A 26037-nucleotide genomic window follows, 5' to 3' on the forward strand; every position below is an offset into this window, starting at 1 on the left:
GGACGGCTCACGCGTGCCGGCGGGACTGCACGACGCGGAACCGGTTGGCCACGTAGGCGCCGTCGGTGAGCGCGGAGTTGGCCGCCGCGTTGGCGCCGCTGCCGTGGAAGTCGGAGAAGGCCGCCGACTGGTTGACGAAGACCCCGCCGGTGAGGTTGCAGGACAGGTGCACCCCGACCTCGATCGCCGTCGCCTCGGCCGCGTTCAGGACCGCCTCGTCGGTGGAGTAGACCGCCGCGGTGAGCGCGCCCTTCTCGCCGACCGTGGAGCGCAGCACCTCCAGACTGTGCGCCGTGGAGTCCGTGGCGATGGCGAACGAGATCGGCCCGAACCACTCCTGCGAGTAGGTCGCGGTGTCGTCGGCCGCCAGCCGCACCACCGTCGGGGTGCGGACCACCGCGCCGGGGAAGGCGGGGTGCTCGACCGTACGCGACTCCAGCACCGCCTCGCCGACCTTGGTGACCGCGTCGAGGCGCTCCAGCACCCCGTCGTTGACGATCGCGCCGGTCATCTCCACCCCGCGCGCCGGATCGGCGGTGATCTTGGCGACCGCCGCGGCGATCCCGCCGGCCACCTCGTCGAAGCTCTTGTGCCCCTGGTCGGTGGTGATGCCGTCGCGGGGGATCAGGATGTTCTGCGACGTGGTGCACATCTGACCGCTGTAGAGGGTCAGGGTGAAGCCGAGGTTGCGGCACATCCCGGCGAAGTCGTCGGTGGAGTCGATCACCACCGTGTTGAGGCCTGCCTTCTCGGTGTAGACGGCGGCCTGCCGGGCGTTGGCCTCCAGCCAGTCGCCGTACCCGGTCGAACCGGTGAAGTCGATGATCTTCACGGCCGGGTGCAGGGCCAGCGTGGAGGCGAGCTTCTCGCCGGGGGCCTCGGGGGCGAGCAGCACCAGATTCGGGTCGAAGCCGGCCTCGGCGAGCACCTCCCGGGCGTACTTCACCGTGATCGCCAGCGGCAGCACCGCGCGCGGGTGCGGCTTGACGACCACCGGGTTGCCGGTGACCAGCGAGGCGAACAGCCCGGGGTACGAGTTCCAGGTCGGGAAGGTGTTGCAGCCGATCACCAGCGCCACGCCACGCGGCACCACGTGGAAGGTCTTGGTCATCCGCAGCGGGTCGCCCTTGCCGGCCGCCTTCTCCCAGCCCGCCGTCCCCGGGTGCCGGGTCATCTCCGCGTACGCGTAGGCGACCGCCTCCAGCGCGCGGTCGAGCGCGTGCGCGCCGCCGGCCTGGAAGGCCATCACGAAGGCCTGGCCGCTGGTGAACTGCACCGCGTTGGCCAGCTCGAAGATGTGCTTGTGCAGCCGGTCGAGGATCTCCAGGCAGACTCCCGCCCGGGCCTGCGGACCGGCGTCGCGCCAGCCGGGCAGGGCGGCGGAGGCGGCGGCGACCAGCTCGTCGGCGCCGGCGTGCGGGTAGCGGACGTTCAGCTCGACGCCGAACGGGCTGGTCTCGGTGGCGACCCGGTCGGCCGTGCCCGGCTGGTCGAGGGGGAAGTCACCGCCGAGGTACGCCTCGAAGGCGGCCTTGCCGTCGGCGGCGGCGGTCTCGCCGTAGACCCGAGGGCTGGGCGACTCGGGGTAGGCGGACCAGTACCCGCGCTCCGTGATGGCGGTCAGCGCCCGGGTCAGGGTGTCGGCGTGCCTGTCGTACAGGGGGTGCGGGGTCTCCGTCATGCCCGCCATCATGCAACAGAAAGGCCCAGGATCAGTAGGGGCGTGTCACAACTCAGATGGTGAGCTGCCAGTCGGTCCAGCCGTCGACGGGGCGGAACCCGAGCTGCTCGTTGATGCGCACCATGTGGCCGTTCTCCGCCGCGTTGAAGGTGTCGATCGCGCGTACCGCCGGCTCGTTGGCCAGCAGGTGGCGCAGGTTCCCGACCTTGGCGAGCAGGCCGAGCCGGTGCCCGCGGTGCGCCGGGTCGACGATGGTGATCTGCTGGAACGCGTGCCAGTCGGCCGAGGCGCCCACGTCGAGCAGGGTCCAGGCGACCAGTCGTCCGGACGCCTCGTGGCGCACCGCCGTGTGGTAGCGCCGCCGCCCCCGCGCGTCCAGCGCCCGCTCGGTGCCCCGGACGCGGTCGGCGTCGATCCGCTCCGGCTCCCACTGCAGGTCGCCCAGGGGCGCGTCGGTCATCAGCCGACCGTCGAGGTAGGCGATGTCGGCGACGTACTGCTCGGGGGTGTGCCCCTGCCAGCGCAGGACGCGGTAGCCGGCGGCCCGCTCCCGGGCCTCGGCCAGCGTGGCGGCCGGGCCGTCGTGGTCGAGCCGGGTGGTGTCGAGCCGGCGGCGGACCTCGGCCAGCGCCGGCCGGGCGCCGGTCGACGCGGCGAAGGCGGCGCCGGCCGGGGAGCGCGCCGGACCGCCGGGCAGCGCGGAGACCGCCATCGCCAGCACCCGCTTGCGGCCCCGCTCGCGCAGCAGGCGTACGGCGTGCTCGTGCAGCGCGCGGCCGACACCACGACGCCGGTACTCCGGGTGCACGGTCACCTCGGCCGTGGCGTTCTCGGTGTTGTCGAGCTGCGGCAGGTCCAGCGCGAGGTAGCCGGCCGGCACGCCGTCGAGCCGGGCCAGCGCCCAGAGCGGCTCGTTGCCCGGCATCGGGTGCCGGACCGCCGCCTCGAAGCGCCGCCGGCAGAAGGGCGGGAAGTCCGGCAGGTCGACGTCGTTGGCCGCCGCGCCGATCCGGTACGCCTCGTCGATCGCGGCCTGGTCGCCGGCGTCGATGGGCGCGATCACGATGCTCATCGGCTGAGGGTGCGCCACCCGACGACGATCGGGCCAGCGAATTAACCGCTGGCCCGATCGGAAGTTGGTCGGGAGGGACGATCGCACAACGCCTTCGGCGTTGGGTCGCAAGAACTGAAAGTCTCCGGCGATACGCCCTCCCGCACGGAGCATCTTGCGCCGTCCGGTTCCTGCCGTCAAGTCCTTGTCGGCGCGTTTTCCGCACACACAGCGAAAACCCAGGCACCCCCCGAATCCCCCGCCCCCGCCCTCGGCCCGCCCCGGGACCCGAGCGTCGATCATGAGGTTGGCGGGCGAGGTCGATCGGCGAACGGCGCCGCCCACCTCGTGATCGACGGGGCGGGGCGGGTCAGCCGAGGAGGCCGGCGTCGCGGGCGGCGCGCAGCGAGGGCCTGATGCGGTGGGTGGGGCCGACCTCGCCGGCCACCGCGTCGAGGGTCTTGAGGCCCTCGCCCGTGTTGAAGACGACGGTCTCCGCGGCCGGATCCAGGCGACCCGACTCGACCAGCTTGCGCAGCACGGCCACGGTCACCCCACCGGCGGTCTCGGCGAAGACGCCGGTGGTGCGGGCCAGCAGGCGGATGCCGGCGCGGATCTCGTCGTCGTCGGCGTACTCCATCCAGCCCCCGGTCCGGCGTACCGCCTCCAGGGCGTAGACACCGGCGGCCGGGTCGCCGATGTTGAGGGACTTGGCGATGCCGGCCGGCCGGACGGGGGTGATGGTGTCGGTGTCGGCGTGCAGGGCGGTGGCGATCGGGTTGCAGCCGGCCGACTGCGCGCCGAACACCTTCCAGCCGCCGGCGGGCGCCTCGACCAGGCCGATCTCGACCAGCTCGGTGAACGCCTTGTCGATCTTGGTGAGCAGCTCGCCGGAGGCCATCGGGATCACCACCTGCGCGGGGATCCGCCAGCCGAGCTGCTCGGCCACCTCGTAGCCGAGCGTCTTCGAGCCCTCGGCGTAGTAGGGGCGCACGTTGACGTTGACGAACGCGGTGTCCTCGAACTCGTCCGTCTCGACCAGCTCGCCGCAGAGCCGGTTCACGTCGTCGTACGAGCCGTCGATGGCGACCAGCTCGCCGCCGTAGACGGCGGTGGTGATGACCTTGCCCTGTTCCAGGTCGCCGGGGATGAACACGACCGACGGCGCACCGGCCCGGGCGGCGTGCGCGGCCACCGAGTTGGCCAGGTTGCCGGTGGAGGCGCAGGCGTAGCGGTTGAAGCCGAGCGCGTGGGCGGCGGTCAACGCCACCGACACCACCCGGTCCTTGAACGAGTGGGTGGGGTTGGCGCTGTCGTCCTTGACCCAGAGTGGGGCGGTGATGCCCAGCTCGGTGGCCAGGTGCGGGGCGGCCACCAGCGGGGTGAAGCCGGGATCGAGGGTGACCCGGGTGGCCGGGTCCTGGCCGGCGGGCAGCAGCGCCGCGTACCGCCAGATGTTCTGCGGGCCCGCCTCGATCTGCTCCCGGGTGACCGTCGCCAGCACCGCCGCGTCGTAGTCGACCTCCAGCGGGCCGAAACATTCGTAGCAGGCGTGCTGGGCGGCGAGCGGGTAGCGCGCCGAACAGGCGCGGCAGACCAGGGCGCGGGCGGGGCTGGCGGTGGTGTCGATGCCGGCGGGGGCGAACGTCGACGTCATGTCGAGGGTCCTCTCATCTTCCCCCGCATCGCACCCTGCGGCGGGGACGGAATTGGCACCTGCCCCGCCGGTCGCTCTGCGATGAGCGCGCGGGGTGGTTGCCGGGGCGTCGTCGGGCCGTATCCCTCAGCCCCTCTGGATGAGGTATGCAGTTGTGCCGTCGAGTCTAAGCACCGACGCCGTCCGGTTCGACGGGAGATCCCACGCTGTGAGCGATGCCGCAGCGGCTGGCGGACGACTGCTCGACGCTACGGATTCAGGCGGTCACGGAGCGGGAGTCGGCCGGGCGCCGGGCAGGCAGCAGGGTGTCGAGCGCCCACGCGCCGGGACCGAACACGGCGATCAGCAGGAACGACCAGCAGAACAGGACGGCCAGTTCACCGCCGTTGCGCAGCGGGAGCAGCGCGTCGGGCTGGTGCACCACGAAGTACGCGTAGGCCATCGAGCCGGACGCCAGCAGGGCCGCCGCCCGGGTCAACAACCCGACGAGCACCAGCGCGCCGCAGACCGCCTGGATCAGCGCGGCCCACCACCCCGGCCACTCGCCGAGCGGAACCGCCTCGCCGGTGCCCTGGTTCCCACCGAGCACCCCGAGCAGCGACGCCAGGCCGTGGCAGAGGAAGAGCAGGCCGACGACGGCGCGGAACAGGGACAGGGCCGGGCCACCGATCCGGTCAACGAGCATCAGGGCACCTCCGGTCAGGACGACGGGACGGCACCAGGATGCCGCCAGGCATTCGGTGGTGTCGATTGGTTCCCTATCCGTGGGAACGCTCCCAAGCATGCCGGCCGCCCGCTGGCGCGGGCCCGTTACGGTGCGGACACATCGACGGAAAGGACCACGCGAATGCGGCGCAAGCTCGTCCCGGTGGTGGCGCTCTCCCTGGCCTGCCTGCTCGTGGCCACCACCGCCTGCTCCTCGGGAAACCGGAAGAAGCGGGGCCGGTCCACCGACCGGCCCGCCGGCACCGCCGTCGAGCGGGACGACGTCGACACCGCCCCGGCGACCATCCGGGCGACCCCGACCCCACGGCGCACCGGCGACCACCTCACCTGCGTCGAACTGCGCGACACCCGGGTCGGCAGCAGGAAGGTCCGCTACCGCGGGTACGCCGCCCCGATCCGCCTCGCCGACGGCCGCTGGTCCGACCGGGACGGCACGACGGTGGAGTTGCAGCGGCCGTGCGCCGTCGGCGACCTCGACGGCGACGGCGCGGGCGACGCGGTGGGGGTGGTCGTGCTCGACGGTGGCGGCACCGGCCGCTTCTTCACCCTCGCCGCCTGGCGCAACGTCAAGGGCGAACCGGACTACCAGGCTCAGGTCGACCTCGGCGACCGCACCCCGGTGGAGAGCGTCAGCGTGCGCGACGGCAGAGCGACGGTGGTCTACCTGACCCGGCCGGCGGACGGCCCGATGGCGGAGCTGAGCATCCGCCGCACCGCCGTCTACCAGCTCCGGGGCGCGACGCTGGCCGAGCTGCGCCACACCGACGCCCGGGTGACCGACGCGTCCGGCGACGGGGACACCGCCGACTCGGGCACCGCACCGGACTCTCCCGACTCCCCCACCCGCAAGCGCAGGCCCCGTTCCCGCTGACCTGCCCGTTTCCGCTGACCTCCCCGCGACCGGGCCGCCTCCGCCCCGGGGCCCGCCGGTGGTTGCTGGCTCCGGCCGCGACGAGCACGCCCCCGTCCGGGCCGGTCCCACAGATGGGGCAGCTCGACAGCGCCCCACCGGCGAGCGGACCGAGGGCGGCGGCGGTGGGGCGGCCTTCGTGCGGGGCGGCTGAACCCCGGCAGCCGGATGTCCGGTACCCGGCCGCGCGGATGTCCGGTACCTGGCCGCGCGGGTGTCCGGGGCCTGGCGGAAGGGTGTCCAGGGCTCGGGCGGGGCCCGTCCGGTGCGATGATCGGACGATGGTGACGGCAACGGCAAAAACGAGCCCCACGCGCCGACCCACACCGCGCTCGCGCCGGGCAGTCCCCGGTCCGGTCCGGACGGTCCGGGTCGGCGTCGCGGTCGCCGGCCTCGTCCTGCTCGGCGCCTGCGCGCCGGGGCCCGGCGCGGTGCCGGCAGACCCACAGCCAGCCAACCCGCAGCCGGCCGAACCCCAGCCGGTCGAGCCGATGCCCACCGTCGCCCGGCTGGCCGACCCACGGCCGGGCGAACCACCGTCGCGCCGGACGGCGTCCGACCCCGCGGGCGAATGCCCGGAGTCCGGCGTACGGATCACGTCACCGGGCGGCAGTGCCGCGGTGGGACTGCGGGCGCTCAGTCTGCGACTGGTCAACTGCGGCACGAAGCCCTACCGGCTGAACGGCTACCCGGTGCCGCGTCTCTACGACGGTGACGGCGATCCGATACCCGTCCGGGTCGTCGACGGGGCCGAGGAGATCACGTCGGGCTTCGACGCCCCGCCCCGGCCGCTGACCCTACGGCCCGGCGAACGAGCTGTGGCCACCGTACTCTGGCGTAACCTCGTCACCGAGTCGACGGTCGTCGCCACCAACGGCGAGCGCCTGGAGATCGCGCCCGCCAAGGGCCGACCCACGCAGGTGGTGGGCCTCGACGGGCCGATCGACCTCGGCAACACGGGCCGAATCGGGGTCAGCGCCTGGAAGAAGGCGACCGACCCGGCGCCCTAACTGGTGATGTCCTTACGGGTGAAGCGCCAGAACGCCAGGCCCCAGAACAGCGTCGCGTAACTGATCGCGGAGATCGCGCCGCGTACCACGTCGTCGGTCTGCACCGGCGTCGACAGCAGCCCCAGCCAGGCGGTGCTGTAGTGCGTCGGCAGGAACGCGCGCAGCGCGCCCAGCGCGGTGATCTGGTCGAGGATGCTGGAGAGGATCCAGAGCAGCACCGCGCCGCCGACCGCGCCGAGCGCGGCGTCCGTCACCACCGACAGCAGGAACGCCAGGCCGGCCACCACCAGGAGTACGACCGCCAAATAGCCGAGCACGCCCAGCAGCCGCAGCAGCCCCTCGCCCGGTTCGAGCTGGGCCGCCACCGTGCTGCGCAACGGCTCCCAGCCGTAGCGCAACGTGCCGATCAGCAGGGCGGTGCCGGCGAGCAGCAGCAGCGCCAGGGCCGAGTAGACGAGCGCGACCACCAGCTTCACCGTCAGCAGGCGGGCCCGGGGCACCGGCACCGCCAGCAGGTAGCGCAGGCTGCCCCAGCTCGCCTCGCTGGCCACCGTGTCACCGCAGAACAGGGCCACCACCACGACCATCAGGAACGACGCCGAGACGAAGATGGTGAAGAGCGTGAAGTTCAGCCCGCCCGACGTGGCGAACTCCACCAGGCTGCCGAACTCGCCGCGCCCGTTGTCGTCGTCGTCGCCCGTGTCGAACTGGAACGCGATCAGGATGATCAACGGCAGCAGCACCATGAACCCGAGGGCGAGCTGCGTACGCCGCCGGGACGCCTGCCGCCGGAACTCGGCGCCGAACGGCATGGTCGCCGACGGCCGGTAGCCGGCCGCCGCGCCCGCCGTGGGTGACGTGCCCGCCATCATCGGTCCCCGCTTCCCCGAGAGTTCTCGCCCACCAGGGCGAGGAACGCGTCCTCCAGGCGGCGCCGCGGCACCACCCGGTCCACTCCGATGCCGGCCCGCACCAGCTCGGCGACCACCTCGCTGCGGGCGGTGCCGTTGGTGTCCACCACGAGCTGGCCCTCGCCGTCGGGGAGCACCCGCACCCCGTGCAGGCCGTCCAGCACCGCCCGGGCGGCCTCCGGGTCGCTCACGTCGAACAGCACGCTGGGCGACTCGCCGACGATCTCCTCGACCGGGCCCGAGGCCACGATGCGGCCCTTGTTCACCACCACCGCGTGCGTGCAGGTCTGCTCCACCTCGGCGAGCAGGTGGCTGGAGACGAGCACCGCCCGGCCGTCCGTGGCGTAGCGCTGGAGCACCCGGCGCATCTCCGCGATCTGTGGCGGGTCGAGCCCGTCGGTCGGCTCGTCCAGCACCAGCAGCTCGGGCAGGCCCAGCATCGCCTGCGCGATCGCGAGGCGCTGCCGCATGCCGTGGCTGTAGTTCCTGATCCGCCGGTGCACGGAGTCGCCCAGACCGGCGATCTCCAGGGCCTGGTCGAAGTGCGCGTCCCCGGCCGGCCGCCCGGTGGCCCGCCAGTACGCCTCCAGGTTCGCAAGCCCCGACAGGTGCGGCAGGAAACCCGGCCCCTCGACCAGCGCGCCGATGCGCGACAGCACCGGCGACCCGGGTACCAGCCGGTGCCCGAAGACGTAGATCTCGCCGGCGGTGGGCTGGGTCAGCCCCATCAGCACCCGCAGCGTGGTGGTCTTGCCCGCGCCGTTCGGGCCGAGCAGGCCGACGACCTGACCGGGGTGCACCTCGAAGTCCACGTTCGAGACGGCGACGAAGCCGTCCGCGTACTCCTTGCGGAGCTGCCGCACGGCCAGCGGGACGCCCGCGTACGCCGGGTGCACGGAGCTGTCCTGGCGGCGGTGCCGGCGGCGGAGGACGGCGACGACCACGACGAGCCCGACGGCGATCGCCGCGACCAGCCCGGCCAGCACCCAACGCCACACGGTGGCGGAGGTGGGGATCGGGTCGCCGGCGACAGTCGGCAGGCTGACCACGCTTCCGCCGGCCGAGACGGTGTGCACGGCCGGCTCGACCGGGGTGGCGTACGCCTGGTCGGAGGTCGCCACCACCACCCGCAGCCGGTGCCCGGCCTCGAACCGGCGCACGATGGCCGGCAGGGTGACGGTGACCGGCCGCGCCGCGTCGATCGTCGGCGGCAGGCCGGTGAGCCGGACCGGCGCGACCAGGCCGTTGGGCAGGGTGGCCGCGCCGTTGGGGGCGACGTCGTAGAGCTTGACGAAGAGCACCGCCTCCCCCGTCGGCGACGCCGCCCGGACGTCGACGGTCGGGGCGCCCACCACGTCCACCGCCTCGGCCAGCGGCTCCGACTCGAACCGGGCGTGCTGGCCGGGGACGTCCCCCGCCACGCCGCCGAGCAGCGCCGACAGCTCGCCGGCGAAGGGCACCGAGGAGATGGCGGCGGGGTTGCCGGCCGGCGGGTTGGCGACGGGCTGGGCGGGGCCGGCGACCGGTACGTCCCGGCGGGCCGTGCCGCCGAGGCCGGGATAGTCGGCGTAGCGGTAACCGGTGGCCACCAGTCCCCGGTCGAGGGCGTCGAAGCCGGCGATGCGGGACCAGGTGAAGTCGTCGCCCGGGGCCTCGCCCTCGCCCTTGACGTAGTGGTCGAGCCACTGCACGGTCAGGAACTTCACCCGGTCCGAGTCGGTCTTCGGGCCCTCGCCGCCGTCGTGGCCGCCGGTGAACCAGGCCACCCGCACGGGCGTGCCGGTGGCGGCGATGCCACGGGCGTTGGCGTCCGCCTCGCCGAGCGGGAAGAGGGTGTCCGCCTCGCCCTGCACCAGCAGGGTCGGCGCCTTGATCCGATCGAGCACCCCGGCCGGGCTGGAGCGGCGCAGCAGGTCGACGGCGGCCTGGTCGGCCCGGCCCGTGGTGGCGATCCGCAGGTAGGCGGCGCAGATGTCGGCGGCGAACCGGCCGCACGCCGGGTCGGCGGCCCCGGCCGGGGCACGCCCCGGACCGGTGCCCGGGCCGGCGCCCGGCCCCGGGCTGGGCGGGCCGGCGGAGACGGGCGCCCCCTCGGGCTGGGCCGCACTCGCCCCGGAGAGCCCGGCCGGCCCGGAGCCGACGTTGCCGCCGCCGCCGAAGAACAGGCCGGCCCAGCCGGACTTGAAGACGCCCTCGGTGGGTTGCTTGCCGGTGCTCTCCGGCAGGAAGGAGCGGGACAGGTCGTTCCAGGTGATCATCGGCACGATCGCGTCGACGCGCTGGTCCTGCGCGGCGAGCAGCAGCGCCAGAGCACCGCCGTACGAGCCGCCGACGACGCCGACCTCCGGGTCCCCGGCGGCGTCGGTGCGGATGTCGGGGCGGGCGGCGAGCCAGTCCAGGAGACGTTGGGCGTCGCGGACCTCGTAGTCCGGGTGGTCCAGGTGGATCTGCCCCCCGCTGCGGCCGAAGCCCCGCGCGGTCCAGGTGAGCACCGCGTAGCCGCGCCCGGCGAACTCCTCGGCGTCGGCGCGGACGGACTCCTTGGTGCCGCCGAAGCCGTGCGCCAGCAGCACCGCCGGCACTCTGTCGGCCGCCGAGGCGCCCTCGGGCAGGTAGAGCGTGGTGTCGAGGTCGACGGGCTCGTTCCCGGTCGGTCCGGAGCGGACCGCCACGAACGCCGCCTCGGTGCGGACGGTCGGCCCCTGCGGCACGACCGCCCAGGTCACGGCGGCGGCGAGCAGCACGACGACCGCCGCCGCGGCGACGGCACGCCGGCGGGTGGGCAGGGCACGCCGGATCCACGCGGCCGACAACGGCGATCTCATTCGGCACACGGTACGGCCCGGACCCTGAGCGTTGGCTGAGATCCTCCGTACGTCCGTCCGGTTGATCCGATCGGCGTCGTGATCGCGCGGTCCAGACCGTCTCACGAAGATGAATTCGGATCACGTGAATTCCGATGTTCGTCGGAAATCCACTCCGATCCATCCTTGTCACTCCCCGTACCGACACCCTGTGTGCCCGGCGAATCACCCAGCGGCCACTTCGGGCTTCATGCCGCAAAGCTGACTGTTCAGCAGCCGGATCAGCTCCCCGCCGGTCGGTTACTTTTCCGGTCCGGTGCACGGGACCACCGTCGACCCCGACACCCCCGCCATCCCGCGCGCCCGCCGGAGGAGACAGACATGCCAGTCCCCGCGCCGCCGGCCCGCCGGCGGCCCACCGTCGTGGGCCGCGTACTGCCGCTGCTGCTCCTCGTCGCCCTGCTCGCGCCGATGACTCTGCTCTTCGTCCAGACCTGGCGGCTCACGGCCGACGATCGGGACCTGGCCAGCCGGGAACGGCTGGGCGTGGAGTACCTGCGCGCCCTCGCCCCGGTCACCCACGCCCTGGTCGACGCCCAGTCCGCCGCCGTCGCCGCCCGCCCCGCCGACAGCGCGGCGCTGACCCGCGCCGTCGAGGCCGCCGCCGCCGTCGACACGCGGATCGGCGACGAGTTGCGCACCCAGGAACGCTGGGCCGGCCTGCGGGCCAGGATCGAGGCGCTGGGCGCCCGCGGCCCCGCCGACCCGGAGGCGGCCTTCGCCGCGTACGGCGAGGCCACCGATCTGCTGCTGGCCCTGCACGGCAAGGTCCGGGAGACCTCCGGGCTGGTCCGCGACCCCCGGTCGGACTCGTTCTTCCTCCAGCACGCGAGCCGGGACCTGCCCGAGACGGTGGTGGCGACCGGCCGGCTGGCCGACCTGGCCGTGCTCGCCGCCGACCGCCCCGCCGCCGACCGGAACCGCAGCGCGGTCGAGATCGCCGCCCTCCGGGTGGCCGTCCTCACCCCGGCCGGCGACCTCGTCACCGACCTGCGGGCCGCCGTGGACAGCTCGGAGAGCGCCGACCTCGGCGCGAGCGTGCTGACCCCGCTCGACACCTACCAGCGGGCCGTCGAGGCGTTGGCGGCCCACTCCGCCCCGACCGGCCGTGACGCGGTGGCCGACCAGGCGCGCATCGCCGGCGCCCGGGTCAACGCGCAGACCGCCGCCGAGCAGCTCCAACCCGTCATCCTGGACGAGCTGGACGCGCTGCTCGCCGGACGCCTCGGCGACCTGGACCGCGACCGCTGGTTGACCGTGGCGGCCGGGGTGCTGGCCGTCGTGCTGTGGGCGGCACTCGGCGCGGTGTGGCTGGCCGCCGCCCGCCGGGCCCGGCGGCGCGCGGCACGGGCCCGACTCGAACGGGACGGCACCGCCGCCCCACCGGAGGAGACGCCGTGGCGGCCGACCGCCGCCCGGAGCGCCGAAGCCCGTCGACTCCAGCCGGTGGGGCCGACCCGCGAGCCCGGCGCGCATTGGGGGCCCTCCGATGCTGCTCGCTAGGCTCCGGATCCGGGGCAAGCTCGCGCTGCTCGTGGTCATCCCGCTGCTCAGCATCGTGGGTCTGGCCGTGCCGGCGGTGCTCGACCGGGTGGCCGCCGCGCAGCGGGCCGGCGACATCGCCGAACGGGTCCGCGTCGCCAGCCGCATCGGCACCCTCGTGCAGGACCTGCAACAGGAACGCGTCCTCTCCGTCGGCCTGCTGCTCGGCCGGGTCACCCGCACCGAACTGGTGCAGCGGACGGCCAGCGTGGACGACCGGGTCGCCGACCTGCGGGCCACCCGGGGCGACCGGCTGCAGCCGCGGGTGGCCGAGGCCCTCAGCCGCGTACGCGGGCTGACCGACCTGCGGGCCGCCGTACTCGCCGGGACCGCCACCCCGGACCAGATCATGGCCGCGTACGGGCCGGTCAACGCGGCGCTGATCGAGTCGCTGCGGCTACCGTTCGGCGTGGACACGGAGACGGCGGCGGGACGGCAGGTGCTGGCCCTGGACGGGCTGCTGCGCGCCGACGAGGGGCTGGCCGCCTGCGCCACCCTGATCGTGCTCGTCAAGGCCACCGGGGAGCCCCGGGTGAGCGCCTCGTTCGTCGCCTGCATGGCCGCGCTGCGGGTGGACAACCAGCGGTTCCGCAGCCTGATCACGCCGGAGCAGTTCGCGCTGGCGAGGCTCAACGACGCGGCCGTGGCCGCCCGGACCAACGCGACCTTCCTCACCACGAGCGTGCTGGACCCGGCCGGCGCGACCAGGGACATCCCGCTGGACGCGCTCTTCCCGGCGGTCCGCTCGATGATCACCTTCGGGCAGTTCATCGAGAAGAAGCTCGTCGCCGACGTCATCGCCGAGGTGACCAGACAGCAGCGCCGGGCGCTGACCGAGGCGCACCTGGTCGGTGGGCTCGCCACCCTGATCCTCGTGGGGGTGGTGCTGCTCAGCGTGGCCGTCGCCCGGACGGTGGCCCGGCCGCTGACCCGGCTCACCCGCTCCGCCGACCGGGTGGCCCGGGTCGCCGAGGCGGAGCTGACCCGGGTCGCCGACGACGAGACCGAGGGCGCCGCGCCGGTGCGCCTCGACCCGGTCGACGTGCGGGCCCGCGACGAGATCGGCGACCTGGCCCGCGCCTTCGACCGGGTGCAGAGCACCGCCGCCCGGCTCGTCGAACGGCAGGTCGCCGGCCGGCGCAACGTGGCGCAGATGTTCGGCCACGTCGGCCGCCGTACGCAGAACCTCGTCGGCCGGCAGATCGCGCTGATCGACCGGCTGGAGCGGCAGGAGACCGATCCCGGCCGGCTGGAGCACCTGTACCGGCTCGACCACATCTCCAGCCGGCTGCGCCGCAACGCCGGCAGCCTGGTGGTGCTCTCCGGCTCGGCCGGGGCGGACCCGCACGTGGCGCCGGTGCCGCTCGGCGACGTGGTCCGGCTGGCGCTGGGCGAGATCGAGGACTACACCCGCGTCGACGTACGGGTTCCGCCGGGCGTGTCGGTGGCGCCCGGCACCGTGGGCGACCTCGTCCTGGCGCTGGCCGAGCTGATGGAGAACGCGACCGTCTTCTCCCCGCCGCACACCCGGGTCACCGTGGACGGCGAACAGGCCGGCTCCGGGGCGCGGCTGACCGTCATCGACCGGGGTATCGGCATGACCCAGGAACGGCTGGCGGAGGAGAACGCCCGGCTCACCCGGCGGGAGCGGCTCGATCTGGCGCCGACCGAGCTGCTGGGGCTCTTCGTGGTGGGCCGGCTGGCCCGCCGGCACGGCTGGGCGGTGCGGCTGGCGCCGACCGCCGGTGGCGGGGTGACCGCCCACCTGGAGGTCCCGGAGACGTCGCTGGTGATCCACCGCGCCGAGCGGACCGGCGTGACCGTGGCCCGGGCCGCCGTACCCGCCCGCGACCGGCGCTCCACCGCCGACGCGCCGGCGGCCGCCCGGCCGCACGCTCCGGCCGTCGCGACGCCGGAGGTCACCGGACCTGCCCCCGCCCGGGCACACGCCGCGACCGTCGCGGCGCCGGAGGCCGCCCGGCCCCGCGCGGCGGCCGTCGAGGCGCCGGAAGTCGCCCGGCCCCACGCTGCGGCCGTCGAGGCGCCGGAAGTCGCCCGGCCCCACGCTGCGGCCGTCGAGGCGCCGGAAGTCGCCCGGCCCCACGCTGCGGTCGGGGCGGCGCCGCAGGCCCCGCCGGCCGGGTTCGACGCGGCGCTGCTGAGCCGCGTCACCCGCAGCATGGAGTCCGGCGCCTCCTGGGACGCGTTCGGCTCCGGCGACGAGCCGGAGGCACCGACCGGCGCCGCCCCGACGGGCATCCGGCAGCGCGTGCCGGGCGCCACCCTGCGACCGGCCGAGCCGCCCGCGGTGGGGCCGGCGCAAGCCACCGGCGTGGATCCGGCGGCCGCCCGCGCCCTCGTCGAGGCGGTCGAGTCGGGCGTACGCCGGGCCGAGGTCGGCCGCCGTACGCCGGACGGCACGGTGCCGGGTCGGCTGACCCGGCGGGTGCCCGGGGCGAACCTGACCGCCACCCCGGCCCGTCAGCCCGACAGCCCGCACCTGGGCAATCCGGACGAGGTCCGCGACCTCCTCACCGAGTTCGAGGCGGGCGTCGCCCGCGCTCTGCGTGAAGTCAGCCAAGACCACCGCTACGAAGAGGGAACATCACGGTGACCAGCCCCTTCCTGCACGACAACGTCGACCACCAGAGCCCGGGCACCGGGGACCTGAGCCAGGAGGCGCGCACCTTCAACTGGTTGCTGGACTCCTTCACCTCCAGCACCGCCGGCGTGCTGGAGGCGATCGCCGTCTCGTCGGACGGGCTGCTGATGGCCATGTCGGCGATCAAGGACCGCTCCAACGCGGAGCGGCTCGCCGCCGTGGTCTCCGGCATGACGAGCCTCGCCGGTGGGGCCGCGAGCTGGTACGCCCTCGGCGGGCTGAACCGGGTGGTCGTGGACATGGCCGAGGGCTACCTGCTGATCAGCGCGATCAGCAGCGGTTCGGTGCTCGGCGTGGTCGCCGACCGGTCGGCGAACCTCGGCACCGTCGCCTACGAGATGACGCTCTTCGCCGGCCGGGCCGGTGGCGCCCTCACCCCGAGACTGATCGCCGAACTGAAGAACGCCGCCCAGCAATGACCCCGGAGGTCGTCGGCGGGGAACCGGACCCGGAGCCCACGATCCGGATCCGGCCCTACCTGCGCGCGTCGTCCTCGTACGATGCCCGGCCCGGCCTGCCGGCGGCCACGGCCGCGCCGACGCCCGAGGACGGGCCGGCGGGCCCGCGTCCGTTCGTGCTCACCGCCGGGCGGGTGGCCGGCGCCGACCCGACGATCGGGCTGGAGACGCAGGTGACCGCCCGGCCGGCGACCGACCGGTCCGCGCAGCTGACCCGGCTGGCGCCCGAGTTGCAGGAGATCGTCTCGCTCTGCGGTGAGCCGATCTCGGTCGCCGAGATCTCCGCCCGGACCCGGTTGCACTTCGGCGTCACCCGGGTGCTGGTCGGCGACCTCCGCGCGGCGGGCCACCTGGACGTGCACGACGGCGCCGACATCCTCGACCCCGACATCATCCTGCGAGTGATTGATGGACTCCGTGCGATCTCCTGAATGGCCGGTCGCCCCGCTGGGCGGGATCGCCGCCAACAGCGCCGCCGCCCGGTACGGCTCCCCCGCCGGGCCGCAGCCCGCCGCGTCCGCTCCGACGCCGCCCCGGTCGCCGGCCACCGGGGTGGCCGCGGTGCCCCGGCCCGCGCCGGCCGCCGCGCCGCCCATCCCCGTCAAGATCCTCATCGCCGGCGGCTTCGGGGTCGGCAAGACCACCACGGTCGGCGCGATCTCCGAGATCGCCCCGCTCACCACCGAGGCGGAGATGACCAGCGCCGGGATCGGCATCGACGACCCGGGCGTACGCTCCGCGAAGACCACCACCACGGTGGCGATGGACTTCGGCTGCGTCACCATCGACCGCAGCCTGAAGCTCTACCTCTTCGGCACGCCCGGCCAGGCCCGCTTCGGCTTCATGTGGGACGACCTGGCCCGGGGGGCGCTCGGCGCCCTCGTCGTGGTGGACAGCGCCCGGCTGGACGACTGCTACCCGGCGATCGACTTCTTCGAGCGGGCCGGCATGCCCTTCGTGGTCGGGGTGAACGCCTTCGACGGGCGGCTGGCCCACGATCTCGACGCGATCCGCTGGGCACTGGCCGTCGGCGACCACGTGCCCCTGGTGCAGTTCGACGCCCGGGACCGGCTCTCGGTGCGGGACGCCCTGCTGGTCGTCCTGGACCGCGCACTCGAGCGGGCCACCCGGGAGAGGAAGTCCTGAGCCGTTCCGGCGGTTCGACCCGTTTCACGAGAAGGGGTGGTCGTGATGAGAGGTGGACTCGACGAGACACTGGCCCGGATGGCCCGCCGCGAGGAGGCGCTGCGCCGACGGGCCGCCGACGCGGAGGCGGCGGGCGGGGAGGCCGCCGCCCCGACGGAGGCGCGAGGCGGCTCCGACCCGGGCCGCGTCGAGGCCCGGGGCGAGGGGCGCAACGCCGGACCGGGCTGGGCGGACACGAGGCGGGGTCCGGAACCCCGCGACCCCGTCACGGAGGTCGCCGAGGCCGTCCGCCGGGTGGTGGCCGGTCACCCCGGCACGGCGGTCAGCCTCCGGGTGGAGCACGACGGGCAGGCGTACCCGCTGCGGGTCGCCTGGACCGACGTGGGCGTCACGGTCGGCACGGAGGTCGCCGCGCCGCCGCCGGCCTGGCCGATGTCGGTCAAGACGGTGCCGGCCTGGGCGCCGGCCCGGGAAGGGCTGACCCCCGACCCGGCGGGGCGGCTGGCCGAACTGATCCGCCGCGACCCCTCCCTGCTCAACGACGGTGACGGCCCCCACGGGCCACGGAACGTGCCGGGGGCGGGCGCGGCGTGACCACGGCGGCTAGGGTCGGGCGGTGGCGGAACCCGACCTGACCCTGACCGCGAGCCTGCGGCCGGCGGCCCTGGACGCCCGGCGTGGCGTCGTCCGGCTGCACCCCGAGGTGCTCACCGCGCTGGCGCTGCGCCCCGGCGACCCGGTGCGGCTGGCGGGCCGGCGGGTGACCGCCGGCATCGTCGCGGCGGCCGAGCCGACCGCCAGCACGGCGCTGCTCCACGCCGACGACCTGATGCTGGGCAACCTCGGGATCCGCGACGGCGGCCAGGTGACGGTGCGCAGCCTGCCCGTCACGCCGGCCCGCCGGGTGCTCCTCGCCGGGCCGGCGCAGATCGCCGCCGTGGTCTCCCCCGAGATGCTCCGGCTGGCCCTGCTCGGCAAGGTCGTGACGACCGGCGACGACGTGTCGCTGCTGCCGCAGGACGTGCTGCCCGACGCCTCGGTGCGCAGCCTGGTGGAGGCAGCCCGGCGCAGCCTCTCCAACAGCGTCGGGTACGCGTGGACCAGCACCCTGCTCGCCGTGGTCGCCGCCGACCCCGACGCCGGCTCGCTGGTCACCATGGACACCGTGGTCGGCTGGGAGCACGGCCAGACGACCCACGGCTCCGCCGGCACCGGCTGGCACGCGCGGAGCGTCGACGCGGCCGGCCCGACGACGGGCGGGACCGCCCCCGGCGCGACGCGCGCCACGGGCGTACGCGCCGGCGGCCCGGCCGTGGACGCCACCGGACGGACCGTCGGGAGCGACGACGACGCGCCGCCCGCCGTGGACGAGCTGCCCGGGCTGCGGGCGCAGGCCGAGGAGCTCACCGAGCTGCTCGATCTCGGCTTCCACCACCGGGAGGTGCTCGGCCGGCTGGGCACCACCGTCTCGCTGGGCGTGCTGATCGCCGGGCCGGCCGGCTCCGGCAAGGCGGCGCTCGTGCGTGCCGTGGCCGCCCGGGTCGGGGCCCGGGTCAGCCCGCTCTGGGCCCCCGAGGTGGCCGCGCTGACCAACCAGGCAGCCGCCGACCGGCTGCGCGCCGCCGCGGCCGAGGCGCGCGCCGACGGCCCCGGGGTGCTGCTGGTGACCGACGTGGAGGCGCTCGCCCCGGCCGACGGGCCCGGCCCGGTGGCGACCGTGTTCCGGCAACTGGTCGCCGAGTCCGTCCGGGCGGGGGTGGCGGTCGTCTGCACCACCGGCCGGCCCGAGGCCGTCGACCCCGCGTTGCGCGCCCCCGACCTGCTCTCCCTGCGGATCAGCGTCCCGCTGCCGGACGCGGCCCTGCGCCGGGAGCAGTTGACGGTGCTGACCCGGCAGGTGCCGCTCGCCGACGACGTACGGCTCGACGAGGTCGCCGGGCGTACCCCCGGCTTCGTCGCCGCCGACCTGGCCGCGCTGGTCCGCGAGGCCGGGGTGCGCGCGGCGCTGCGGCAGAAGTCGGCGGAGACGCCGACGGTGGCGATGGCCGACTTCACCGCCGCGCTGGAGGTGGTCCGACCCACCACCATGGCGGCCTCCACCCTGGAGCTGGCCTCGGTGACGCTCGACGACGTGGGCGACCTGACGGAGGTCAAGGAGACGCTGACCGAGTCGGTGCTCTGGCCGCTGACCTACCCGGACACCTTCGCCCGGCTCGGCGTGCAGCCGCCACGCGGGGTGCTCCTCTACGGCCCGCCGGGCTGCGGCAAGACCTACCTGGTCACGGCTTTGGCCGGCTCGGGGCGGGCGAACGTGCTCTCGGTGAAGGGCGCGGAGCTGCTGTCGAAGTGGGTGGGCGAGAGCGAGCGCGCGGTCCGCGAGCTGTTCCGCCGGGCCCGGGAGGCCGCGCCCACCCTGATCTTCCTGGACGAGGTGGACGCACTCGCCCCGGTACGCGGCCAGGCCAGCGACGGCGGCACCACCGACCGGGTGGTGGCCGCGCTGCTGACCGAGCTGGACGGGGTGGAGACGCTGCGCAACGTGGTGGTGGTCGGCGCGACGAACCGCCCGGACCTGGTGGATCCGGCCCTGCTGCGCCCGGGACGGCTGGAACGGCTGGTCTACGTGCCGCCACCGGACGGGCCGGCGCGGGCGGAGATCCTGCGCGCCTCGGCGCGCAACGTGCCGCTGGCACCCGAGGTGGACCTCGCGGAGCTGGGCGGGGAGCTGGACGGCTTCTCGGCGGCCGACTGCGCCGCGCTGGTACGGGAGGCGGCGCTGGCCGCCATGCGGGAGTCGCTGACCGCGTCCACGGTCACCGCCGCGCACGTGGCCTCGGCCCGCGCCCGGGTCCGCCCGTCCCTGGATCCGACCCAGGTCGCCTGGCTCGCCGCGTACGCCGAGAAGCGGGCCGGCTGACACGGCTGTTCCGGGGCGGCCCGGCTCGGCGTCGTCAGTCGGTCGGCAGGAGGGGGCCGAGGGGCCCGAGGTCCAGGTTCAGGTCCTCGGGGGCGAGGCCGAAGTACTCGCGCAGCCCCGTCATCTGCTCCTCCAGCGCCATCAGGGTGGTGCCGATCCGCTCGACCTGCTCCTCGGTGAGGTCGCCGAGGTCGACCCGGCGCAGCGCCTGCCGCTCCATGAGCTGCCGCAGCAGCTCGATCACCGTCAGCACGAGGCTGGCCAGCCCCCGCTCGACGGAGTCCCGGTCGACGGCCAGCCGGCGGTCCAACGGGGTCACCCGGGGCGGCTGCCACCGGGTGTCACCGAGCGCGGCGGCGAGTTCGGCCGCCTCGTCCCGGCGGGTGTCACCGCCGCCCGCGCGGGCCACGCCGGTTGTCCCGGCCCCGCCACCCGGGTCGCCCGCAGGCCTGCCCGGGCCGTCCGCGCCCGTTGTCCCGGCCCCGCCACCCGGGTCGTCCGCGTGCCTGCCCGGGCCGTCCGCGCGGTCGCCGGGGGCGGTCATGCCGGCATCTCCGGCGCCCGGTGGACGTCGGCCGGGACGGCGTCGGGTGGCTCCGGCGGGGCGAGCGCGCCGACGGAGGCGACCAGTGCGCGCAGGGATATCCGGACCAGGTCGACCTCGGCGATGGCGATGGTGATGTCGCCGCTGATCACCACGCCGGTGGCGAGGACCCGGTCGAGCAGGTCGACCAGGGCCACCGGCCGGTAGGCCAGCGGATCGTCGGCGCTGCTCGGCGCGAGCGAGGTGGTCACCACGCCCACCTACGGGCGGTCAGCACGCCGGCTCCCGTACGGCCAGCGCCGGCCCGGCGGGCCGTTCCTCGGCGAAGGAGTACGGCGGCCACGGGCCGGTCAGCTCCAGCCGGAGCTCGGGGTGCCGCCCGGCGAGCGAGTCGACCAGTCGGCGGAATCCGGCGACCGCCCCCTGCCCCACCAGGTACGCCCCGTTGAGCACCATCGCGGTGGACGCGCCGGAGAGCCGGCGGTCCTGCGGTGGGTGCCGCCGGGCGGCCACCGCGTGCCCGGCCAGTGCCTCGTGCACGGAGAGGGCGGCGTCGGCGGCGATCCGCTGCCCCTCGTCGCGGGCGGTGAGCTGGGCCCGACGCCGCCGCAGGTACGCCGCCCCGGCGCCGCCCGAACCGGCGGGCTCCGCCGTACGGGGCGTCGCGCCCGGCACGACGTACCCCTTGACGCCCCACTCGTCGTGGCCGGTGAGCCGGTCCAGGACGGCGGTCAGCTCGACCCGGCGGGCGGTGAGCTGCCCCGCCACCCGGGTGTCGTCGTGGTGCACGGTGGCCAGCCGGGCGGGCACCACCGCGGCGGCACGGGACAGGGCCGCGACCACCGCGTGGTGCGTCCGGGCCGCCCGCTCCAGCCAGGCCAGGTCTTCGAGGTTCCGGCGCAGCGCCTCCTCGCCGTACTCGCACAGCGGCGCGGCGCTGACGACGGCGACCAGGCCGGCGGCCCGCACCGCGCGCACCGCGGCGCCGTCCATCCCTCGGGTCGTGGCGAGCAGGGCCGGATCGACGTCCCGCGTCACGCCGTGCAGCCACACCCCGCAGCCGGGGCGGGCCGGCCCGGTGGCGGGCAGGACGTCAGCCGTCGAACTCATCCCGTTCCTCCCTGCGGGCGGCCCTGCGCGCGACCCGGGGGCGGCGTTCCGCCTCCACCTGCTCCGGGTCCCGTGGGCCGGGCTCCACCGGCGGCCTCGCCCGGGAGCTGAGCCACGGGTCGTGCTCCCACCAGTCGATGCCGATCTGTCGGGCCGTGTCGACCGAGGCGATGACCAGCCGCAGCTTGAGCGTCAACAGCTCGATGTCGAGCAGGCTGACGCGGATGTCGCCGGCGATCACTATGCCCCGGTCGAGCACGCGTTCCAGGATGTCGCCGAGGTTGGCCGGCTCGTGCCCGGCGGGCAGGACCTGGCCGGAGTTCTGCACCACCGGTGGCGGCTGCGTGGTCACCTCAACCCACCTCGCCCTTGCCGCGCTGGTAGCGCCGCACCCGCCGGTAGCCGAGCAGGCCGCCCTCCAGGTCCAGTTCCACCTCGTAGAGGCCGAGCAGGTCGGTGGAGGTCGGGATGCGCCGGTCCTCGACCACCTCCACCCCGATCAGCCAGCCGTCCCGCGACGACTTGAGCGAGGTGGTGCCGACCGGGTCCCGGCCGGTCAACTCGACGATCTGCCGCAGCCCCTCGCGCGCCGCCTCGGCGGCCGAGATCGGTTCGAGGTACTCCTCCTCGTCGTCGTACCGGTCGTCGACGGGCTCACTCCGACGCGCCCGGCCGCCGTCGCCGCGGATCAGATCCACCATCGCGCTCACCTTCCTCGCCGCCGCGCGGCGCCCGTGCCACTCCGGTCAGCCGCTCCAGCACCTGCTGCTGCCCCCGGTCCCGTTCCGCCGCGCTGATCTCGCCCGCGGCCTCCGCCGCGTCCAGCGTCTCAAGCTCGCGCCGGACGTCGACGGGGTCGTGCTGCCGCGACTCCGCCTCCCGGGCGATCACCTTCACCACCGCGGTCAGCCCCCGCACCGGCGCGTACGGCAGGGTCAGCAGCGTCCACAGGATGTCCACCGGTCACCCCGTCAGCTGGTGGGCACTGACGAAGTCGTACGGGGCGAGCGGGCCGAGCAGCCGCGTGCGGATCAGCTCCCGGCGCTGCTCGGCGTACTCCTCGACCGCCGCGACGAACTCGTCCTCCCGGTCCTGGTCGACCAGGAAGGCGGCGTTCGCCGCGTCCATTTCGTTGCTCGGCGCCCGGGGTGCGCTCGCCACGACGAGCGGCCCGAGCGCGTCGACCAGTTGCCGGTTCTCCGCCTCGCGGCGCAGCTCCACCGCCTGGCTGATGATCTCGCCGAGGCGGATCCGCTGCGCTCGGGTGGCCGCCTCCTCGTGCCCGCGCACCTGCTCCGCCAGCTCGGCGGCGGCCGGGTCGCCCGCCAGCACCGCCCCGATCAGCTTCGCCTCGTCGTAACGGCCGTGCACGGTGTACTGGATCCGGCCCTCGAACTCGTCGAGGGCGGCGGCGAACCGGTCGTGGTGCGCGTCCAGCAGGTCGGCGACCGCGTCGGGTCCGGTGACGACCGTGCCGAAGCGCACCGGCAGCACCGGCGCCACCGCCGCCGTGCCGTCCACCAGTTCCTGGTACGCGCTCAGATCCGCCGGCCGGCCGATCGGCTCGGTCAGGCTCACCTCGCTGACCAGCGCGGCCAGCTCACCGTGCCGGATCGCCGACACCTCGCCGGGCGGGTCGCCGACCCCGGCGGCGTCCGGGGTCGGCTCCACATCCGAGGGCACGATGCCGTAGATGAACAGTCCGGTCTCCTGCGCCATGCTCACCGCTCCTCGTCCCGGCGCCGCCGGGGTCGGTCCCGGTCCCGGTGTCGGTCCCGGTCCCGGTGTCGGTCCCGGTCCCGGTGTTGGTCCCGGTCCCGGTGTTGGTCCCGGTCCTGGTGTTGGTCCCGGTCCTGGTCGCCGGGGCCGAGACCGCCGACGACGTCCCGGACCGCGCCACCGAGCGCGCCCACGGTCCCGCCGACCCCGGAGACCGCACCGCCCTCGTCGAGCGCCCCGGCGACGCCGCCGACCAGGTCGGGCAGGCCCGCCTGGTGCTCCGGGGTGATGTCGAACCGGTCCACCGCCTGCGCGAAGCGCAGGTACGTCTCGATGCTCGCGACGGTGATCCTGGCGTTGATCTCCAACAGCTGGATGCCGACCACGTTCACCGACACCTGGGCGTCGATCACCACACCCTTGTCCAGCACGGTCTCCACGACGTCGGCCAGGCTCGAGCCGGCTCCCCCGCGGTCGAGGGCGCCACCGGGCGGACCCTGGTTCGTCGAGACCGTCACTCGCGTTCCTCCCGTCGACGGCGGACCACGGGTCGGCGGGGCGCCTCCGGGGAACGGCGGGCGCGGGGCTCCTCGCGAGGGCGGGGCTCCTCGCGGCGGCGGGGCTCGTCCCGGGGGCGGGGCTCCTCCCTCGGCTGCGGGCGGCGGGCCCGCTCCGGGGCACGGCGACGCGGCGGGGGCTGCTCCTCCTCCGGCTCCTCCTCGTACTCGTCGTAGTCGCCCTCGTCGTACTCGTCCTCGTACTCCTCCTCCGCCGGGCGGCGGCGCTGCGGCGGCCGGCGGTGACCACGTTCCTCGCGCGGCTCCTCCTCGCGCCGTTGCCGTTCCTCCTGCTCCTCGCGCAGCGCGGTCTCGTGGTCCCGGACCACCTGCGAGTCCTCGATCTCGCCGCGCCAGCCCTGCACCGCGTCCGGGTCGAGGACGGTCTCGGTCATCACGTGGCGGACGAAGTGCTTCAGCTCCAGCCGGACCCGGCGGCCCTGGGCCCGCCACAGGTTGCCGGTGTGCTCGAAGAGACCCTGCGGGTGGTACTCCAGCACCACCAGGATCCGGGTCAAATCGGGCGACAACTCGTGGAAGCTGACGGTGCCGTCGACGGAGCCCTTCTCGCCCTTGGACCGCCAGTGGATCAGCTTGTCCGGGATCTGCCGCACGATGGTGGACTCCCAGGTGCGGTGCGACCAGAAGACCTGTGCCTTCCAGGTCAGCTTCTCGTCCGACTCGGTGTCGACGTTCTCGACCTTCTTCATGAAGCTCGGGAAGTCGCCGAACTGGGTCCACTGGTCGTACGCGACCCGGACCGGCACGCCGACCTCGATCGCCTCGACGATATTGGTGACCTTGAGCTTCTTGCCGCCGCCCTTGCCACCCTTGCCGCCCTTGCCGAGAGCCGCCATGACCTTCTCCTTACCGCCGGCGAACCCGGCCTGGACCATCGCCTTGACCGGTGAGCCGCCCTCGGCGAGCTTCTGCGCCCCGGTGGCGGCGGCGATCAGGCCGGGACCGCCGCCCTGCTTCGCGTATTCGCTGAGCCGGCCCGTCGCGCCCGTGATCCGCTCGGTCACGGCCTGCACCGCGCGTTCGCCGATGGCGTTGGCCAGGTTCCGCGCCTCGCCGGCGAGTTGACCCCGGAGCTTGTTCCCGAGTCCGCCGGGGTTCGTCGTGTCCGCCACGGTCACCGCCCCCGCCGCCCGGTGTCGGCGGGGGACCGCCCGGCCACGTCCCCGCCGTCGCCCTGCCCGCCCTCGGCGTCGGACCGCCCGGCCACGTCCCCGCCGTCGCCCTGCCCGCCCTCGGCGTCGGACCGCCCGGCCGCGTCGCCGCCGTCGCCCTGCCCGCCCTCGGCGTCCCGGCCCGGCCGGTCGCCGTCGCCCGAACCGCCGTCGGGCGTGCCGGCGCCGCCCTTGCGGCGCAGCGCGTCGGCCGAGCCGCGCAGCTTGCCGCTGATGGCGTCGATCCCGCTGCCGGCGGCGGCGGTCGCGGCCGCCTTCGACGCGGCGGCGAGGGGGGCGCCGAGGCGACCGATGTCACTCAGGTGGGTGGACGACTGGAGCAGGTTGCCGCCTGCCTTCAGCAGTCCGCCGGGCTCCCGGCTGGCCCGGCCGGCCGCGACCGCGGCTGCCAGGGTGAGGGCGGTACGTAGCTTGCGCCGCCGGCCGAGCAGGTAGCCGAAGCCGACCGCGAGCCCGATTCGTGCTCCGCTCTTCATCAGTTCTCCTTCGCTCCCCGAAGCGCCGGACACCTGACGGCAATGGTCGAGGAAATGGCCGCCGGGGATCAGCACGCACCGGACCGCACATCGGGTGTCCCGTCCGATCGGACCCGGCCGGCAGTACCCGTTGTCCCCTCGGTAAAACACCGCCGCGCTTTCCCGACGCGAGTCGACGGCGCTTCGAGCAAACACCTCGCGGAACGCAAGAAAAGGACGATGAGGCACCACGGAGCAGGAAGAACGGCAGAGCGTTCAGAGTTGCGGAATGCCCGTCAAACGGGCGGCAGCGCCGAATCGAGACAGATTTCGGCGAGCACCTTCTTGCCGTCTGTGCGCAATTTCGCGCCGCACTTCTCCAGTACGGACACGGCGCCGAGATTGTCGGCCGTGGTCTCCGCGACGACCAGGCGCATGCCGGCCGCCGCCGCCTCTTGCAACAACTCGCGCAGGGCGGCCGCGCCGATCCCCTGGCCCCGGGCGGAGCGGCCGAGCCACATCCCGGTCTCGACGGCGCCCGGCTCGTCGCGGCGGCTCATCCGGATCATGCCGACCACCTCGCCGCCGGCCAGGATCGCGTACATGCGGGTGCCGGTCGGACCGTCCAGACCCGCGAAGCTGGCCCGGTGGAACTCGCGGAACGCCTCCCGTCGGGCGTGCGACCACCCCGCCGGTGCCTCCACCGGCGGCATCACGTCGAGCGGCTCCGCCTCCGCAGCCGCTACGGAGAGCAATGGCTCCAGGTTCTGCTCGTCCACCGGATCCAACCGCACCGTTCCCGCCACGTGCCGCAGTCTGCCGCCCTCACCGGCCCACGTCCACCCCATCGGGCCTCGACTGGCGGTCCGGCGGAAAGTACCGGCCGGTCGGTGGCTACGTGTTTCGCCTCACGCTCCGCTGTCG

The 26037-nt window shown here is 74.9% G+C and carries 24 protein-coding genes, 2 pseudogenes and 1 riboswitch; of the genes and pseudogenes, 9 read left to right on the forward strand and 17 right to left on the reverse strand.

Annotated features, from left to right (window positions below):
* Positions 1-7 precede the first annotated feature (7 nt).
* From paaN to KBX06_RS03905, 4 genes are all read right to left on the reverse strand, one after another.
* Positions 8-1681 carry a phenylacetic acid degradation protein PaaN gene (gene paaN, locus KBX06_RS03890; RefSeq protein ID WP_210832727.1) on the reverse strand — a complete coding sequence of 558 codons (1674 nt, stop codon included), beginning with the start codon at positions 1679-1681 and terminating at the stop codon, positions 8-10.
* A gap of 52 nt (positions 1682-1733) precedes the next feature.
* Positions 1734-2753: a GNAT family N-acetyltransferase gene (locus tag KBX06_RS03895; RefSeq protein ID WP_210832728.1), complete on the reverse strand. Its 1020-nt coding sequence runs from the start codon at positions 2751-2753 to the stop codon at positions 1734-1736.
* Positions 2754-3102: 349 nt separating this feature from the next.
* A complete protein-coding gene (thrC, locus tag KBX06_RS03900; protein ID WP_210832729.1) occupies positions 3103-4389 on the reverse strand; it encodes a threonine synthase in 1287 nt (428 codons plus the stop codon).
* Positions 4390-4399: 10 nt separating this feature from the next.
* Positions 4400-4535: riboswitch (SAM riboswitch) on the reverse strand.
* A gap of 110 nt (positions 4536-4645) precedes the next feature.
* Entirely contained in the window at positions 4646-5074 is a 429-nt protein-coding gene (locus KBX06_RS03905; protein WP_210832730.1) for a DoxX family protein, read from the reverse strand.
* 162 nt (positions 5075-5236) lie between these two features.
* On the opposite strand from KBX06_RS03905, the gene KBX06_RS03910 reads away from it, so the two are divergent.
* Together KBX06_RS03910 and KBX06_RS03915 are read left to right on the forward strand one after the other, a co-directional pair.
* A complete protein-coding gene (locus KBX06_RS03910) occupies positions 5237-5986 on the forward strand; it encodes a hypothetical protein (protein ID WP_210832731.1) in 750 nt (249 codons plus the stop codon).
* A gap of 530 nt (positions 5987-6516) precedes the next feature.
* Positions 6517-7035, forward strand: coding sequence for a DUF4232 domain-containing protein (locus tag KBX06_RS03915; protein WP_210832732.1), 519 nt, complete (start codon positions 6517-6519; stop codon positions 7033-7035).
* On the opposite strand, the gene KBX06_RS03920 is transcribed toward KBX06_RS03915, so the two are convergent.
* Together KBX06_RS03920 and KBX06_RS03925 are read right to left on the reverse strand one after the other, a co-directional pair.
* Positions 7032-7907: an ABC transporter permease gene (locus KBX06_RS03920; RefSeq protein WP_210832733.1), complete on the reverse strand. Its 876-nt coding sequence runs from the start codon at positions 7905-7907 to the stop codon at positions 7032-7034. The genes KBX06_RS03915 and KBX06_RS03920 overlap by 4 nt on opposite strands.
* Positions 7904-10771, reverse strand: coding sequence for an alpha/beta fold hydrolase (locus KBX06_RS03925; RefSeq protein WP_210832734.1), 2868 nt, complete (start codon positions 10769-10771; stop codon positions 7904-7906). Before KBX06_RS03925 ends, KBX06_RS03920 begins: the two co-directional genes overlap by 4 nt.
* A 360-nt stretch (positions 10772-11131) precedes the next feature.
* Here KBX06_RS03925 and KBX06_RS03930 point away from each other — a divergent pair, with 360 nt between their 5' ends.
* From KBX06_RS03930 to KBX06_RS03960, 7 genes are read left to right on the forward strand one after another with little or no spacing between them, the layout of a single operon-like run.
* Positions 11132-12313: a hypothetical protein gene (locus KBX06_RS03930; RefSeq protein ID WP_210832735.1), complete on the forward strand. Its 1182-nt coding sequence runs from the start codon at positions 11132-11134 to the stop codon at positions 12311-12313.
* Positions 12300-14966 (forward strand): nitrate- and nitrite sensing domain-containing protein, encoded by a 2667-nt coding sequence (locus KBX06_RS03935; protein ID WP_210832736.1) that lies wholly within the window; start codon positions 12300-12302, stop codon positions 14964-14966. The genes KBX06_RS03930 and KBX06_RS03935 overlap by 14 nt, the downstream gene beginning before the upstream one ends.
* On the forward strand, positions 14963-15433 hold the full coding sequence (locus KBX06_RS03940; protein ID WP_210832737.1) for a roadblock/LC7 domain-containing protein: 471 nt from the start codon (positions 14963-14965) through the stop codon (positions 15431-15433). The genes KBX06_RS03935 and KBX06_RS03940 overlap by 4 nt, the downstream gene beginning before the upstream one ends.
* Positions 15430-15903 (forward strand): DUF742 domain-containing protein, encoded by a 474-nt coding sequence (locus KBX06_RS03945; RefSeq protein ID WP_210832738.1) that lies wholly within the window; start codon positions 15430-15432, stop codon positions 15901-15903. Before KBX06_RS03940 ends, KBX06_RS03945 begins: the two co-directional genes overlap by 4 nt.
* Entirely contained in the window at positions 15881-16618 is a 738-nt protein-coding gene (locus KBX06_RS03950; protein WP_210832739.1) for an ATP/GTP-binding protein, read from the forward strand. Before KBX06_RS03945 ends, KBX06_RS03950 begins: the two co-directional genes overlap by 23 nt.
* A 45-nt stretch (positions 16619-16663) precedes the next feature.
* Positions 16664-17212 (forward strand): hypothetical protein, encoded by a 549-nt coding sequence (locus KBX06_RS03955; protein ID WP_210832740.1) that lies wholly within the window; start codon positions 16664-16666, stop codon positions 17210-17212.
* 22 nt (positions 17213-17234) lie between these two features.
* Positions 17235-19535 (forward strand): AAA family ATPase, encoded by a 2301-nt coding sequence (locus KBX06_RS03960; protein WP_210832741.1) that lies wholly within the window; start codon positions 17235-17237, stop codon positions 19533-19535.
* 34 nt (positions 19536-19569) lie between these two features.
* Here the strand turns inward: KBX06_RS03960 and KBX06_RS03965 are convergent, their stop codons facing one another.
* The 11 genes and pseudogenes from KBX06_RS03965 to KBX06_RS04015 all read right to left on the reverse strand — a co-directional run bounded on the left by KBX06_RS03965 (position 19570) and on the right by KBX06_RS04015 (position 25919).
* Entirely contained in the window at positions 19570-20079 is a 510-nt protein-coding gene (locus KBX06_RS03965) for a gas vesicle protein K (RefSeq protein WP_210832742.1), read from the reverse strand.
* Positions 20076-20330, reverse strand: a complete 255-nt coding sequence (locus KBX06_RS03970; RefSeq protein ID WP_247685001.1) for a gas vesicle protein — start codon at positions 20328-20330, stop codon at positions 20076-20078. The genes KBX06_RS03965 and KBX06_RS03970 overlap by 4 nt, the downstream gene beginning before the upstream one ends.
* A 19-nt stretch (positions 20331-20349) precedes the next feature.
* Positions 20350-21189 (reverse strand): GvpL/GvpF family gas vesicle protein, encoded by an 840-nt coding sequence (locus KBX06_RS03975; protein ID WP_210832744.1) that lies wholly within the window; start codon positions 21187-21189, stop codon positions 20350-20352.
* A gap of 154 nt (positions 21190-21343) precedes the next feature.
* Positions 21344-21496 (reverse strand): annotated as a pseudogene (gvpJ, locus tag KBX06_RS28650) (gas vesicle protein GvpJ); the annotation flags it as partial.
* A gap of 46 nt (positions 21497-21542) precedes the next feature.
* Entirely contained in the window at positions 21543-21890 is a 348-nt protein-coding gene (locus tag KBX06_RS03985) for a gas vesicle protein (protein ID WP_210832745.1), read from the reverse strand.
* On the reverse strand, positions 21844-22149 hold the full coding sequence (locus tag KBX06_RS03990; RefSeq protein WP_210832746.1) for a gas vesicle protein GvpG: 306 nt from the start codon (positions 22147-22149) through the stop codon (positions 21844-21846). The genes KBX06_RS03985 and KBX06_RS03990 overlap by 47 nt, the downstream gene beginning before the upstream one ends.
* A gap of 3 nt (positions 22150-22152) precedes the next feature.
* Positions 22153-22908 (reverse strand): GvpL/GvpF family gas vesicle protein, encoded by a 756-nt coding sequence (locus tag KBX06_RS03995; protein ID WP_210832747.1) that lies wholly within the window; start codon positions 22906-22908, stop codon positions 22153-22155.
* A gap of 302 nt (positions 22909-23210) precedes the next feature.
* Positions 23211-23360: pseudogene (gvpJ, locus tag KBX06_RS28655) on the reverse strand (gas vesicle protein GvpJ); the annotation flags it as partial.
* Between the two features lie 62 nt (positions 23361-23422).
* A complete protein-coding gene (locus KBX06_RS04005; protein WP_210832749.1) occupies positions 23423-24598 on the reverse strand; it encodes an SRPBCC family protein in 1176 nt (391 codons plus the stop codon).
* Positions 24599-24600: 2 nt separating this feature from the next.
* Entirely contained in the window at positions 24601-25134 is a 534-nt protein-coding gene (locus tag KBX06_RS04010) for a hypothetical protein (RefSeq protein WP_210832750.1), read from the reverse strand.
* Positions 25135-25409: 275 nt separating this feature from the next.
* Positions 25410-25919 (reverse strand): GNAT family N-acetyltransferase, encoded by a 510-nt coding sequence (locus tag KBX06_RS04015; protein WP_210832751.1) that lies wholly within the window; start codon positions 25917-25919, stop codon positions 25410-25412.
* Positions 25920-26037 lie beyond the last annotated feature (118 nt).

The organism is Micromonospora sp. C31 (genome assembly GCF_018070575.1).
In the GTDB taxonomy this organism is placed as follows: domain Bacteria; phylum Actinomycetota; class Actinomycetes; order Mycobacteriales; family Micromonosporaceae; genus Micromonospora.

Bases quoted from the DNA above. Each gene is read 5' to 3' on its own strand.
- paaN (WP_210832727.1), bottom strand. From the start codon at position 1,681: ATGACGGAGACCCCGCACCCCCTGTACGACAGGCACGCCGACACCCTG.
- KBX06_RS03895 (WP_210832728.1), bottom strand. From the start codon at position 2,753: ATGAGCATCGTGATCGCGCCCATCGACGCCGGCGACCAGGCCGCGATC.
- thrC (WP_210832729.1), bottom strand. From the start codon at position 4,389: ATGACGTCGACGTTCGCCCCCGCCGGCATCGACACCACCGCCAGCCCC.
- KBX06_RS03905 (WP_210832730.1), bottom strand. From the start codon at position 5,074: ATGCTCGTTGACCGGATCGGTGGCCCGGCCCTGTCCCTGTTCCGCGCC.
- KBX06_RS03910 (WP_210832731.1), top strand. From the start codon at position 5,237: ATGCGGCGCAAGCTCGTCCCGGTGGTGGCGCTCTCCCTGGCCTGCCTG.
- KBX06_RS03915 (WP_210832732.1), top strand. From the start codon at position 6,517: ATGCCCACCGTCGCCCGGCTGGCCGACCCACGGCCGGGCGAACCACCG.
- KBX06_RS03920 (WP_210832733.1), bottom strand. From the start codon at position 7,907: ATGATGGCGGGCACGTCACCCACGGCGGGCGCGGCGGCCGGCTACCGG.
- KBX06_RS03925 (WP_210832734.1), bottom strand. From the start codon at position 10,771: ATGAGATCGCCGTTGTCGGCCGCGTGGATCCGGCGTGCCCTGCCCACC.
- KBX06_RS03930 (WP_210832735.1), top strand. From the start codon at position 11,132: ATGCCAGTCCCCGCGCCGCCGGCCCGCCGGCGGCCCACCGTCGTGGGC.
- KBX06_RS03935 (WP_210832736.1), top strand. From the start codon at position 12,300: ATGCTGCTCGCTAGGCTCCGGATCCGGGGCAAGCTCGCGCTGCTCGTG.
- KBX06_RS03945 (WP_210832738.1), top strand. From the start codon at position 15,430: ATGACCCCGGAGGTCGTCGGCGGGGAACCGGACCCGGAGCCCACGATC.
- KBX06_RS03950 (WP_210832739.1), top strand. From the start codon at position 15,881: ATGGACTCCGTGCGATCTCCTGAATGGCCGGTCGCCCCGCTGGGCGGG.
- KBX06_RS03955 (WP_210832740.1), top strand. From the start codon at position 16,664: ATGAGAGGTGGACTCGACGAGACACTGGCCCGGATGGCCCGCCGCGAG.
- KBX06_RS03965 (WP_210832742.1), bottom strand. From the start codon at position 20,079: ATGACCGCCCCCGGCGACCGCGCGGACGGCCCGGGCAGGCACGCGGAC.
- KBX06_RS03975 (WP_210832744.1), bottom strand. From the start codon at position 21,189: ATGAGTTCGACGGCTGACGTCCTGCCCGCCACCGGGCCGGCCCGCCCC.
- KBX06_RS03985 (WP_210832745.1), bottom strand. From the start codon at position 21,890: ATGGTGGATCTGATCCGCGGCGACGGCGGCCGGGCGCGTCGGAGTGAG.
- KBX06_RS03995 (WP_210832747.1), bottom strand. From the start codon at position 22,908: ATGGCGCAGGAGACCGGACTGTTCATCTACGGCATCGTGCCCTCGGAT.
- KBX06_RS04010 (WP_210832750.1), bottom strand. From the start codon at position 25,134: ATGAAGAGCGGAGCACGAATCGGGCTCGCGGTCGGCTTCGGCTACCTG.